The organism is Pantoea sp. OXWO6B1 (assembly GCF_001641135.1).
Taxonomy (GTDB): Bacteria; Pseudomonadota; Gammaproteobacteria; order Enterobacterales; family Enterobacteriaceae; genus Pantoea; species Pantoea allii.
The window spans coordinates 2,650,587-2,662,429 of record NZ_LWLR01000001.1 but is presented as its reverse complement, the minus strand read 5'-3'; the positions used below and the strand labels follow the sequence as shown (position 1 = coordinate 2,662,429).

At 53.8% G+C, this 11,843-nt stretch carries 14 protein-coding genes; 8 read left to right on the top strand and 6 right to left on the bottom strand.

Going from position 1 to position 11,843, the window contains the following annotated elements:
* Positions 1–102: 102 nt before the first annotated feature.
* The 3 genes from sodC to A6A26_RS14660 form a co-directional block, all read right to left on the bottom strand.
* A complete protein-coding gene (gene sodC / locus A6A26_RS14670) occupies positions 103–621 on the bottom strand; it encodes a superoxide dismutase family protein (RefSeq protein ID WP_063879404.1) in 519 nt (172 codons plus the stop codon).
* 82 nt (positions 622–703) lie between these two features.
* A complete protein-coding gene (locus tag A6A26_RS14665; RefSeq protein ID WP_063879403.1) occupies positions 704–1,600 on the bottom strand; it encodes an aldo/keto reductase in 897 nt (298 codons plus the stop codon).
* 62 nt (positions 1,601–1,662) lie between these two features.
* Positions 1,663–1,902 carry a DUF1289 domain-containing protein gene (locus tag A6A26_RS14660; RefSeq protein ID WP_063881168.1) on the bottom strand — a complete coding sequence of 80 codons (240 nt, stop codon included), beginning with the start codon at positions 1,900–1,902 and terminating at the stop codon, positions 1,663–1,665.
* Positions 1,903–2,077: 175 nt separating this feature from the next.
* On the opposite strand from A6A26_RS14660, the gene A6A26_RS14655 reads away from it, so the two are divergent.
* The 4 genes from A6A26_RS14655 to rnt all read left to right on the top strand — a co-directional run bounded on the left by A6A26_RS14655 (position 2,078) and on the right by rnt (position 5,134).
* The gene (locus A6A26_RS14655; protein WP_063879402.1) at positions 2,078–2,680 is read left to right on the top strand and encodes a TetR/AcrR family transcriptional regulator; all 603 of its coding nucleotides are present in this window, start codon (positions 2,078–2,080) and stop codon (positions 2,678–2,680) included.
* Between the two features lie 45 nt (positions 2,681–2,725).
* Positions 2,726–3,823, top strand: coding sequence for an alkene reductase (locus tag A6A26_RS14650; RefSeq protein WP_063879401.1), 1,098 nt, complete (start codon positions 2,726–2,728; stop codon positions 3,821–3,823).
* A gap of 111 nt (positions 3,824–3,934) precedes the next feature.
* Complete coding sequence (gene gloA / locus A6A26_RS14645) at positions 3,935–4,342, top strand: lactoylglutathione lyase (RefSeq protein ID WP_063879400.1); 408 nt, start codon at positions 3,935–3,937, stop codon at positions 4,340–4,342.
* Between the two features lie 120 nt (positions 4,343–4,462).
* Positions 4,463–5,134, top strand: coding sequence for a ribonuclease T (gene rnt / locus A6A26_RS14640; RefSeq protein ID WP_063879399.1), 672 nt, complete (start codon positions 4,463–4,465; stop codon positions 5,132–5,134).
* A gap of 42 nt (positions 5,135–5,176) precedes the next feature.
* On the opposite strand, the gene A6A26_RS14635 is transcribed toward rnt, so the two are convergent.
* A complete protein-coding gene (locus tag A6A26_RS14635; RefSeq protein WP_172823923.1) occupies positions 5,177–5,512 on the bottom strand; it encodes a Grx4 family monothiol glutaredoxin in 336 nt (111 codons plus the stop codon).
* A 365-nt stretch (positions 5,513–5,877) separates the two neighbouring features.
* Here A6A26_RS14635 and A6A26_RS14630 point away from each other — a divergent pair, with 365 nt between their 5' ends.
* Entirely contained in the window at positions 5,878–6,699 is an 822-nt protein-coding gene (locus tag A6A26_RS14630; protein WP_063879397.1) for a C40 family peptidase, read from the top strand.
* A gap of 49 nt (positions 6,700–6,748) precedes the next feature.
* Here the strand turns inward: A6A26_RS14630 and A6A26_RS25530 are convergent, their stop codons facing one another.
* A complete protein-coding gene (locus tag A6A26_RS25530; RefSeq protein WP_019105306.1) occupies positions 6,749–6,838 on the bottom strand; it encodes a cytochrome bd-I oxidase subunit CydH in 90 nt (29 codons plus the stop codon).
* A 280-nt stretch (positions 6,839–7,118) separates the two neighbouring features.
* On the opposite strand from A6A26_RS25530, the gene purR reads away from it, so the two are divergent.
* Positions 7,119–8,144: an HTH-type transcriptional repressor PurR gene (gene purR, locus A6A26_RS14625; protein WP_063881167.1), complete on the top strand. Its 1,026-nt coding sequence runs from the start codon at positions 7,119–7,121 to the stop codon at positions 8,142–8,144.
* Here the strand turns inward: purR and punR are convergent.
* Entirely contained in the window at positions 8,141–9,046 is a 906-nt protein-coding gene (gene punR, locus A6A26_RS14620) for a DNA-binding transcriptional activator PunR (RefSeq protein WP_063879396.1), read from the bottom strand. The two genes, purR and punR, sit on opposite strands and share 4 nt — an antisense overlap.
* A 107-nt stretch (positions 9,047–9,153) precedes the next feature.
* On the opposite strand from punR, the gene punC reads away from it, so the two are divergent.
* Positions 9,154–10,356 carry a purine nucleoside transporter PunC gene (gene punC / locus A6A26_RS14615; protein WP_063881166.1) on the top strand — a complete coding sequence of 401 codons (1,203 nt, stop codon included), beginning with the start codon at positions 9,154–9,156 and terminating at the stop codon, positions 10,354–10,356.
* 284 nt (positions 10,357–10,640) lie between these two features.
* A complete protein-coding gene (cfa, locus tag A6A26_RS14610; RefSeq protein ID WP_063879395.1) occupies positions 10,641–11,789 on the top strand; it encodes a cyclopropane fatty acyl phospholipid synthase in 1,149 nt (382 codons plus the stop codon).
* Positions 11,790–11,843: the final 54 nt, after the last annotated feature.

The window sequence follows — 11,843 nt, the reverse complement described above, 5'->3', positions numbered from 1 at the left end:
GGGAATCAGTATCATAGGGGGGAATAAGGCGATGATGCTACAACAAATGTTCAACAAGCGAAAAGCATTGCTGGCGGCCACCTGCGCCGCCAGACTGGCCCGTCAGATAACGCCGCAGGCAAACCGGGCACCGCCGCCGCCAAGCGGTTTCGGATGATCTGCATGATTATCGCCACCGACATGGATCATCAGCGCTTTGCCTTTCACCTCACTGAGGGTTTTGATGCGTGGTGCCAGCACGGGGTAGCTTGCCTTGCCCTGCTCATCGACATAGAGAGCAGGCAGATCGCCCAAATGCCCTTCACCGTAAGGCCCGAGGTGTTTACCGGTATTTTCCGGGTCCAGATGGCCCCCCGCAGCCCCTGCGGCTACCGTTTTCCCCTCTGACTCACCGGGTTCACAGCTGCCTTTGGCATGAACATGGAAGCCGTGAATGCCCGGTTTGAGCCCTGTCAGCATGGGCGTAAACGTTAAACCATACTTCGTTTCTTCGATCTTCACCGTCCCCACGGATTTGCCGATCCCCTGCGGCGACACGTCATGAATCGTCACCTCTTCACTCGCGGCCTGGGCGACGCCGCAGGTTAACAGTGTTAATAACGCGATGGCTTTACCTTTCATTGTGGCTCCTTTCTGCTTTGGGTTTCAGCTTAAGCCTGGCCCCGTCCTGCAAAGATTGCCGCAAATTGACGAATGTTTACGCTCAGGGTACGTCATAGCCCAGGGCAGCTTTACGGATGCGGAACCACTGCTGGCGACTGAGCGACAGATCGGCGGCGCCTGCCGCTTCGGTGACGCGATGTGCCTTGCCCGATCCAATAATAGGTAAAGGTTTACTCGGTAAGCGCATAACCCACGCATACACCACCTGTTCCAGGCTGGATGCGCCTGTCTCCTCGCGGATTTGCGCCAGTTCGTCGCGCAAAGGCTGGAAATGGGGATCGCTAAACAGGCGGCCGCCGCCCAGACATGACCAGGCCATCGGGCGCAGGCGATGCTGCTGGCAGTGGTCCAGCGATCCATCCAGCAGGACGTTTTGCTGAACGGGGGAAATTTCAAGTTGGTTAGTCACCAGGCTAAAGGGCAGCCGCGACTGTAACAGCGCAAACTGCGCAGGCGTAAAATTGGATACACCGAAGTGCAGTACCTTACCGGCCTGGCGCAGTTGCTGAAATGCCTCAGCGACCTCGTCGGCGTCCATGAGCGGATCGGGGCGATGAATCAGTAACAGATCGATATGGTCGGTGTTGAAATAGCGAAGTGAACGTTCGGCGCTGGCAAGAATGTGCGCGGTGTCCGTCACGTAATGACCAATCTGATGTTCTGGTTTAGCCCGGGTTGCAATGCCGCATTTGGTGACGATTTGCAGCCGATGGCGCAAAGCCGGCGCGCATTTTAACGCTTCGCCAAACGCCGCCTCACAGCGGTAGTCACCATAAATATCGGCATGATCGACCGTGGAAACCCCCAGTGAAAGATGGTGTTCAATAAATCCCACCAGCTGCTGAGGCGTCATGCCCCACTCCATCAGACGCCAATAGCCCATAATGAGCGGTGAAAAGTCGGGTCCCTGCGGAGCAATGGCTTGCGGTTGTAACATGGTGTTCTCCCTGTGGCACAAAAAGCGGCTGGTTAGGGAGTATAACGGAAATCGCGCAGGGGTCAGAACAAGGTAGGTTGCTGCGGTTCCTGAGGATCGTCTTTATGCTGTTGGCGCAGCTGGCGCAGGCGGCGCTGGTGGCAGAGACGCAGCACCTCGCGCTTTTGGCTGTCGGTGTAGCGCATCCAGTTAAAACGCTCATCACGGCTGCGCAGGCACCCCACACAGTAGCCGCGTGTATCTGTCTGACAAATACTCCGGCATGGACTGGGCACCGGAAAAAACTCTAGCTGCTCTGCCACGACTGCTCCCACTCAAACGTTAATCCTTCTATTGAAGACAGACTGATGCATTTGTGCAAGAAATAATCACCGCACGCGCCATTTATTCACTTTTCGTCCGTGATGATTTAGCACTCTGTGCCTGCGACGCGATTAAGATTTGCATTAGACCGATTGGTCTACCAGGATAAAGCCCATGAATAAGATGCCACAACGTAATGAGACACGGGAACACTTGCTGGCTACGGGCGAATCGCTTTGCCTGCAGCGCGGGTTTACCGCCATGGGCCTGAACCAGTTGCTGACTCAGGCGGCCATCCCGAAGGGATCGTTTTATTACTATTTCCAGTCTAAAGAAGCCTTTGGCGTCGCCCTGCTGGAGCGCTACTTTATCCGCTACCTGCATGAGGTTGAGCAGCAACTGTCTCACCCCGTGGGTAAGGTCAGTGAACGATTGCTGGGCCATTTCAGGCATGCGCTTGAAATCTTTGAACAACAGGGGCATATCGTCGGTTGTCTGAGTGTAAAACTGTCAGCCGAAGTGTGTGACCTGTCTGAGCCCATGCGCATGGCCCTGCAGCAAGGTGCCAGTCATGTTATTGCCGCGTATGCGCGTGCGCTCAAACTGGCACAGCAGGATGAAGGATTGCAATTGCCTCATCCACCCGAGCAACTGGCTGAACTGCTCTATGTGTTGTGGCTCGGCGCCAGTTTGCAGAGCAAGCTTTCCCGTAAAGCACAGCCCATGAGGCTTGCATTTATTACCCTCGAACAGTGGCTGAAAAATCCGCTGGTATAAAAAACCACAGTTTGTAGACGACCGGTCTACTTGAAAGGAGTTGTTATGGCGAGTACGCAGTTGTTTCGTCCGTTAAAAGTGGGCGCAATTACCGTTCCTAACCGTGTATTTATGGCACCACTGACGCGCTTACGCAGCATTGAGCCAGGAGATATCCCTACTCCGCTGATGGCTGAATACTACCGTCAACGCGCAGGTGCTGGCTTAATTATTACCGAAGCAACACAGATCTCTTTCCAGGCCAAAGGCTATGCGGGCGCACCAGGCTTGCACACGCAGCAGCAAATCGCCGCGTGGAAAGCCATCAATGAAGGTATCCATCAGGCAGGCGGACACAGTGCCGTGCAGCTGTGGCACACCGGCCGTATTTCGCATAACAGCGTGCAGCCAGAAGGCAAAGCACCGGTTGCGCCTTCGGCGATTCCGGCAGGCACCCGCACCTCACTGCGTGCTGAAGACGGCAGCGTTTATCGTGAAGATACGTCAACCCCGCGCGAACTGAGCATCAGCGAAATTCAGCAGATCGTGGCCGATTTCGGTCAGGCTGCCGCCAATGCCCGCGAAGCGGACTTTGACATGCTGGAGCTGCACTCAGCCCATGGCTATCTGATGCACCAGTTCCTGTCTCCGTCATCTAATCTGCGCACCGATGAATACGGCGGCAGCGTTGAAAAACGCGGACGTTTTGCGCTGGAAGTGGTTGATGCCGCGATTGCCAACTGGTCAGCAGACCGCGTAGGTATCCGTGTCTCCCCTGTCGGCAGCTTCCAGAATCTGGATAACGGCCCGAACGAAGAAGAAGATGCGCTGTGGTATATCGCTGAACTGGCGAAACGCAACATCGCTTATCTGCACATGTCAGAACCTGACTGGGCAGGTGGTACACCTTACAGCGATGCATTCCGTCAGAAAGTGCGTGACACCTTCCCTGGCGTGATCATTGGCGCTGGCGCTTATACCGTCGAAAAAGCCGATGACCTCATCAGCCGTGGCTTGATCGATGCCGTTGCCTTTGGTCGTGACTATATTGCGAACCCGGATCTGGCGCAGCGGTTACAAAAAGATGCCCCGCTCAATCCACAACGCCCAGAGTCATTCTACGGCGGCGGCGCAGAAGGCTATACTGATTATCCTGCCCTGTAACATGCATGCAGCCGTGAGACGTTCTCACGGCTGCGGTTATTCTTTCACGGTTATCGTCGCTATACTTAGTAGTTGTGTCATCCGGGAATGACGTTTTAAAAAGAGGAAGCTATGCGTTTACTTCACACCATGCTGCGCGTTGGCGATTTGCAACGCTCCATTGATTTCTACACTCGTGTGCTGGGCATGCGCCTGCTGCGTCAAAGCGAAAACGCTGAATATAAATATACCCTGGCGTTTGTTGGCTACACCGAAGAGAGCGAAGGTGCTGTCATTGAGCTGACCTATAACTGGGGCGTTGACAGCTATGACCTTGGCAATGCCTATGGCCATATTGCACTGGGCGTTGACGATGTTGCCGCCACCTGCGAGCGCATCCGTAAAGACGGCGGTAACGTCACGCGTGAAGCCGGCCCGGTTAAAGGCGGCACCACAGTGATTGCCTTCGTTGAAGATCCCGATGGTTATAAAATCGAACTGATCGAAAATAAACATGCTGGACACGGCCTCAGAAGTTAAGCCGTACAATATCAGCCCGCGCCACGCGGGCTGATTCTCGTTTCCCCTCTCTCTACCTGCTGCAGACGGTGCGCTTTTTTGGCATACTACGCGTTGCCCTTTTTCTGCAATGAGATCCTGATGTCTGAATCGTCTTCCCCCAACGCACTTAATCAACGCTTTCGTGGTTTCTATCCCGTGGTTATCGATGTGGAAACGGCGGGCTTTAATGCGCAAACCGATGCGCTGCTGGAAGTCGCCGCCATTACGCTGAAAATGGATGACGAGGGTTGGCTTCTTCACGACCAGACACTGCATTTTCACGTTGAACCTTTTGTTGGCTCCCTGCTGCATCCGGAAGCGCTCGCCTTTACGGGCATTGATCCCAGCAATCCATTGCGGGGTGCGGTAAGTGAATACGATGCGCTGCACGCCATTTTTAAGATGGTGCGCAAAGGCATTAAAGACAACGATTGCAACCGCGCGATTATGGTGGCGCACAATGCGACTTTTGATCTTAATTTTATTAATGCCGCGGCCGAGCGTGCCAGCCTGAAACGTAACCCGTTTCACCCTTTTGCCACCTTTGATACCGCAGCGTTAAGCGGACTGGTGCTAGGTCAGACGGTACTGGCGAAAGCCTGTAAAGCAGCGGGAATGGAATTTGACAGCAGTCAGGCGCACTCTGCCCTTTATGATACGCAGCAGACGGCTACGCTGTTTTGCGAACTGGTAAACCGCTGGAAGCGTTTAGGTGGCTGGCCATTGGCCATCGCTGAAGAGGCAACGGAAGGGAAAGAGACGGCGGAGTAAAATCCAGTCAAAAGAAAAGGCCGACGATGTCGGCCTTTTTTGTTATTCCGCTTCTTTAAACTTCTCAGCGGTTTCTTTCACCAGCGGCTGCAGTTCGCCGCGCTGGAACATCTCAACAATAATGTCGCAGCCGCCGACCAGTTCACCATCCACCCACAACTGCGGAAAGGTTGGCCAGTTGGCAAATTTTGGCAGCTCTGCGCGAATATCCGGGTTCTGCAGAATATCCACGTAAGCGAAGCGCTCACCACAGGCTGACAGCGCCTGAACCGCCTGAGCAGAGAAACCGCAGCTTGGCAGTTTCGGCGAACCTTTCATGTACAGCAGGATCGGGTTTTCTGCGATCTGGCGCTGAATTTTTTCTACAGTACTCATTATTGCCTTCCTTAATTCGTCACTTCGTGTTTCTTTATTGTAGCGACTTCCCTCCAGGACTGAAAACGAGATTTTGTGCCGGCCAGGGGTAAATCGCCATGTTTGTTAAGTCTGCTGGGGGTTTACTCCCGGGACAAGAATGATAGCCGGAATGAACTCATTAATAATTTGCAATAATTTTGCTGACTTAAGCTACTGAAATTGCTTATTTATGCCTGATTTTTACCCAAGTCATTAATTAATAAAAAAAGGACTTACTGTTTTAAAAAAAACTGGACTAGAATGTCCTCGGCACTGATCCTTGATCAGATTTTTCTTACCCTTGTCAGACACCTGTTGGATCTGACAGCTTAACCAGTAAACGGACTATGCGTTCAATTATTACGCTTCTTATTCTGGCTTTTGCGCAACTGTTCTTTAATGTCGCCGCGGCATCACCGCAGGCGCCGGTTAAGGCCAGCTTGCATAAGGTAGAGAAAAAAAGTGCGCGCGAAGATGAGCGGCGCAAACGACGCACGGTTAAAGCCTCGGCGAAAAAGAGCCGTCCCTCTACAGTGCAAAAAGCCAGTAAAACACTTAAAACCAGTAAAAATGCCACTCACACGGTTCCCTCTCATAAAACCCTCACCAAAACAGCGAGTTCACGTAAGGCGCTAACGAAGAAAGTCGCGGCCAACGCCACCAGTAAAAAACGTTACGGTCATCAACGTGCGGTGAAAGTGGCCAGTGCCGACAGCAAAGAAACCGGCACCATCAAAATGAGCAGTGCACACCGCCAGCGTTATCAAAAAGCGCGTGAAACCGCGATGGCGAAGCTGATGGGCCAACTGGGTAAGCGCTATCAGTGGGGCGGTAAATCACCCCATACCGGTTTTGATTGCAGCGGCCTGGTCTGGTACGCGTACAAAGATGTCGTGAAGTTTAAAATCCCACGTACCGCTAACGAAATGTATCATCTGCGTGATGCTGCGCCGGTGAATCGTGAAGCGCTGGAGAAAGGCGATCTGGTGTTCTTCCGCATTAATGGACGAGGCACCGCCGATCACGTTGGGGTTTACCTGGGCAACGGTAAATTTATTCAGTCACCGCGCACCGGTAAAGATATTCAAATCAGTGCGTTAAGCGAAGATTATTGGCAGCGCCACTACATTGGTGCGCGTCGGGTTATGACGCCAAAAACCGTTCGCTAAACGTCATTATTTAAAAAGCCGGGAAAGGGAAACCTTCCCGGCTTTTTTATTAGTTCAGAATAGCGGTAAAGCTAAACGCGATAATCATCAACAGTGCTGCTGCCGTTGTCATTAATGACAGTTTCAAATCGGTACTCATCACAACTCCTTAGCCATGCGTTTTGTAGGGTTAAGGGATTTTCCCATACGCGCGGGTAAAAATCTCGTTTTATCCGTGCAGCCTTGTTAGAATCCCCCCTTTGTTGCGCAACAGCGCGCAACATCGGTTGCACCAGCACTTTTTTCAGACGTTATTTCCTGCCCCGATATCCCATTACCGGCCAGAAAAACGCTTTTTTTGCAGAAATAACCGTCCGCTGACGCAAACGTTTAACAACATGCTTATCAACATGTTAGGTAAGCCCGGGAGTTTGATTTTCATGGCAACAATTAAAGATGTGGCGAAACGCGCAGGTGTGTCCACCACAACCGTTTCTCACGTGATTAATAAAACCCGCTTTGTTGCGGAAAATACTCGCGAAGCAGTATGGGAAGCGATTCGGGAATTACATTATTCGCCAAGCGCCGTGGCACGCAGCCTGAAGGTGAATCACACCAAAACGCTGGGCTTGTTAGCGACGTCCAGCGAAGCGCCCTACTTCGCCGAAATTATCGAAGCCGTTGAGAATCACTGCTTTGAAAAAGGCTATACCCTGATTCTGGGTAACGCGCATAACGACCTGCAAAAACAGCGCGCCTATCTGTCGATGATGGCGCAAAAACGCGTTGATGGGCTGCTGGTGATGTGTTCGGAGTATCCGGATGATTTGCTGCAAATGCTGGAAGCCAACCGCAATATTCCTATGGTAGTCATGGACTGGGGCGAATCACGTGCCGACTTTACCGATACCGTACTGGATAACGCTTTTCAGGGCGGCTACCTGGCCGGTCGCTATTTGATTGAGCGCGGGCATCGTGACATTGGCGCGATTCCGGGGCAGATGGAGCGTAATACCGGCGGCGGTCGTCATGCGGGTTTCCTTAAGGCGCTGGAAGAAGCTGGTATTCAGCCCCGTTCAGAATGGATTGTGCAGGGTGACTTTGAACCAGAATCCGGTTATCAGGCTATGCAGCAAATCCTGTCGCAAAAACAACGGCCCAGTGCCGTCTTCTGCGGAGGCGATATTATGGCCATGGGCGCTATCTGTGCGGCAGATGAAATGGGCCTGCGCGTTCCCCAGGATATTTCGGTGATTGGTTACGACAACGTGCGCAATGCGCGCTACTTCACGCCCGCACTGACAACCGTACATCAGCCCAAAGCGCAGTTAGGCGAGAAAGCGCTGGAGATGCTGCTGGACCGCATCACCAGCAAGCGCGAAGAGTCACAAACTATCGAAGTCCACCCGACGCTGATTGAGCGACGCTCTGTGGGCTATGGCCCTTACCGCGATTACCGCCGTTAATCCTCGCTTAACCACTCCTGATTTAGCGTTTGCGCATCACCCAGGTAATTGAGAAGCCAGCCCAATGCCGGTGATGCGCGATCTTCCGCCCAGCTGACGCAGCAAGGGCTTTCAGGAAAAGCCTGAGGCAAGGCAAGTTCGCTCACCTCGCCGCTATCCAGCAGCGGCCGGGCTAAATGCCCGGGCACCATCGCCACGCAGAGTCCGGCACGAACGCAGTCCAGCCCGGTCTGCCATTCAGGCACCACCAGCCGACGTTGATTATCCAGCGCCCAGGTCATGCGGCGCGGCAAAGCACGCGAGGTGTCTTCCAGCACCAGCGACGGCCAGTTGCGCAACGCATCATCATCCAGTCTGCTCACCTGAGTTAACGGATGCTGTCGCGCGACAATACAGCGCCAGTTCAGGGTGCCCATATCGCGAAACGCAAACCGACCGCCCACCGGAATAGCCTGCGTTGCCCCTATCGCCACATCGACCCGTCCGTCTGCCAACGCATCCCAGACACCGTTAAACACTTCATAACTGATGTGCAGCTCCATATCGGGAAAGTGGCGATAGAAATCCCTGACAAATTGCCGGGTCCGCTGCGGTTTGACAATACAGTCGACGGCTATGCCTATCTGACCGCGCCAGCCATTGGCTAACTGCTGGCACTGCCGCCGGGTGGCATCCATTTTTTTGATGACGCTGCGCCCTTCGCGCACAAAATGTTCTCCCGCAGGGGTTAAAACCACCTCACGGTGCTGACGTTCAAACAGCGGCACGGCCAGCCAGGTTTCAAGCTGGCGGACGGTATAGCTGATAGCAGAAGGCACACGGTGCAACTCCTGTGCGGCGGCACTGAAACTGCCACCGCGCGCGACGGCATCGACCACTTCAAGCGCATATTCAGACCACATATTCTGCCTTCAAATTTTTTAACAGCAACAGGCAAATTTTACCGTTTCACAGCATGAAGTACAGCTTTTACACTCCCCCGCGTTTATCCTGCAAAAAAGAGAATCAGATGTCAGCTTCAAAAGGATTCATTCCCTATCTTGCCGTGCTCAGTATGCTGGGCTTTCTGGCGACCGACATGTATCTGCCTGCCTTCGGGGCTATGCAGCAAAGTTTCAACACCTCTGCGGGTATGATCAGCGCCAGCATGAGCCTGTTTCTGGCGGGTTTTGCCTGCGGTCAACTGGTATGGGGCCCGCTGTCTGACCGTATTGGGCGTAAACCGGTATTGCTTGCCGGTCTGAGCTTGTTTGCCCTGGGTTGCGCAGGGATGCTATGGGTGGAGGATGTGGTGCTGATGCTGGTGCTGCGCTTTATCCAGGCCATTGGCGTGTGCGCGGCCGCCGTCAGTTGGCAGGCACTGGTGGTCGATCGCTATCCTCCGTCCCGTGCCAATAAAGTCTTTGCCACCATTATGCCGCTGGTCGCGTTGTCTCCTGCGTTGGCCCCTTTGCTGGGTGCCTGGCTGATTGGCCATTTTCACTGGCGTTCGATTTTCGTTGTGCTGACCTTTATCGCGGCAGCCCTGATTATAATTACGCTGCGCCTGCCTTCGGTGCAAAAAACAAGCCGTGCAACACCCTCACAGCCCGGGTTTATGACGCTGCTGCGTTCACGCGCCTATAGCGGCAACGTGCTGATCTATTCTGCCTGTTCCGCCAGTTTTTTTGCCTGGCTGACCGGATCGCCGTTTATCCTGGCGGATATTGGCCTGTCGCCCGCCGATATTGGCTTAAGTTACATCCCGCAGACGATTGCCTTTTTAATCGGTGGTTTTGGCTGCCGCGCGCTGCTTAACCGTTTTAACGGCGCTCGGCTACTGCCGTGGCTGCTGCTCGTCTACAGCCTGAGCGTGCTGGCGCTGTTCGCCGTCGCACTCTCAGGCAGCGTTTCGCTGGCCGCTTTGCTGGTGCCGTTTTGCGGCATGGCAATGGCTAATGGCGCGATTTATCCCATCGTGGTGTCCAGTGCCCTTCTCCCGTTCCCGCATGCCACTGGCAAAGCCGCCGCCCTGCAAAACACATTGCAGCTTGGCCTGTGTTTTGTCGCCAGCCTGGCCGTATCGGCGGGACTGAGCCACGCGCTGTTGACCACCACGCTCATTATGGCGATAACGATTATACTGGCGCTGATGGGCTATCAGTTCCAGCGCCGCGTCTGCGCACAAACTGATATTGCCTCCGCGGCGCATCCCTGCCAGGATAATCACTGAGGCAACGACTTTCTGTCGTCGCAGTGATCAACACGTGATGGGCCCGCCAGCGCCTCCTGTGCCGGGCCCTGACTCGCAGTATCATCATAATAAATAGTGAATCGCAGCGTCGTTGCTGTGACGGTGTCGGTGTGGGCAATGCCCTCTGCGGACATCGGTTTGATGTCATTTCTCTGTACTCTTTTGTTGTCTGGCGCAAGGCGTCATCTGTGACTTTTCTCATAACCCTGAGAAACGGCTCCTGCTCTTCCTCAGGTTCTGACAGTTCTGGTGATGGAGTGGCTATGAGTTCATCATGTGTAGCAGAAGTGGATATTGAACGAAACCATTGGTACCGCATCGTTCATGAGTTACTGCAAAAAGCAGATATCGACATTAACGGTTCGCGTCCGTGGGATATTCAGGTTAAACATCCCGATTTTTTCAAACGCGTCCTGCAAAAAGGCTCTCTCGGGCTGGGCGAGAGTTATATGGATGGCTGGTGGGAGTGCGAACGGCTGGATATGTTTTTTCATCGGGCGCTGAAACATAAACTGGATGAACAACTCCCCCATCACATCCAGGATATCGCCCGCATTGCGCTGGCGCGTCTGATTAACCTGCAGTCAAAAAAACGTGCCTGGCAGGTGGGCAAAGCCCATTATGACCTTGGTAACGATCTTTTTACCCTGATGCTCGATCCCTACATGCAATATTCCTGCGGCTACTGGAAAGACGCCACCACGCTTGAAGCGGCGCAGGAAGCAAAACTGGATATGATTTGCCGCAAACTGGCGTTGAAACCCGGTATGACGCTGCTGGATATTGGCTGTGGCTGGGGCGGTCTGGCGGCCTTTGCGGCGAAGAATTATGGCGTCAGCGTACAGGGCGTGACCATTTCTGCAGAGCAGCAAAAGCTGGCGCAACAGCGCTGTGAAGGGTTGGATGTTACCATCCTGCTGCAGGATTATCGGGATTTAAATCAACAGTTTGACCGCATCGTGTCGGTGGGCATGTTCGAACATGTCGGCCCGAAAAATTACCCCACGTATTTTGCAACGGTCGATCGCAACCTTAAACCTGACGGCATCTTCCTGCTGCACACGATTGGCGCGATCAAAACCGATATGCATGTTGACCCGTGGATCGGGAAGTATATTTTCCCTAACGGCTGCCTGCCTTCTTTGCGCCATATCGCCGACGTCAGCGAACCGCATTTTATCATGGAAGACTGGCATAACTTTGGCGTCGACTACGATACAACCCTGATGGCCTGGCATGAACGTTTCCAGCGCGCCTGGCCAGCGCTGGCTGAACGCTATGAAGAACGTTTCCGGCGGATGTTCTCGTATTACCTGAACGCCTGCGCGGGGGCGTTTCGCGCGCGTGAGATTCAGCTCTGGCAGATCGTGTTTAGTCGTGGCGTCGAAGGCGGATTGCGTGTTGCCCGCTAGGACCGATAAAGGCGGACTGCGGCGAATGCGGTGAGGTTGTGGGCAGGTGCCGCG

Coding starts and splice junctions, on each gene's coding strand:
- A6A26_RS14630 (WP_063879397.1), top strand. CDS start 5,878: ATGCGTTCAATTATTACGCTTCTTATTCTGGCTTTTGCGCAACTGTTC.
- A6A26_RS14665 (WP_063879403.1), bottom strand. CDS start 1,600: ATGTTACAACCGCAAGCCATTGCTCCGCAGGGACCCGACTTTTCACCG.
- cfa (WP_063879395.1), top strand. CDS start 10,641: ATGAGTTCATCATGTGTAGCAGAAGTGGATATTGAACGAAACCATTGG.
- A6A26_RS14655 (WP_063879402.1), top strand. CDS start 2,078: ATGAATAAGATGCCACAACGTAATGAGACACGGGAACACTTGCTGGCT.
- sodC (WP_063879404.1), bottom strand. CDS start 621: ATGAAAGGTAAAGCCATCGCGTTATTAACACTGTTAACCTGCGGCGTC.
- purR (WP_063881167.1), top strand. CDS start 7,119: ATGGCAACAATTAAAGATGTGGCGAAACGCGCAGGTGTGTCCACCACA.
- punC (WP_063881166.1), top strand. CDS start 9,154: ATGTCAGCTTCAAAAGGATTCATTCCCTATCTTGCCGTGCTCAGTATG.
- rnt (WP_063879399.1), top strand. CDS start 4,463: ATGTCTGAATCGTCTTCCCCCAACGCACTTAATCAACGCTTTCGTGGT.
- punR (WP_063879396.1), bottom strand. CDS start 9,046: ATGTGGTCTGAATATGCGCTTGAAGTGGTCGATGCCGTCGCGCGCGGT.
- A6A26_RS14650 (WP_063879401.1), top strand. CDS start 2,726: ATGGCGAGTACGCAGTTGTTTCGTCCGTTAAAAGTGGGCGCAATTACC.
- A6A26_RS25530 (WP_019105306.1), bottom strand. CDS start 6,838: ATGAGTACCGATTTGAAACTGTCATTAATGACAACGGCAGCAGCACTG.
- gloA (WP_063879400.1), top strand. CDS start 3,935: ATGCGTTTACTTCACACCATGCTGCGCGTTGGCGATTTGCAACGCTCC.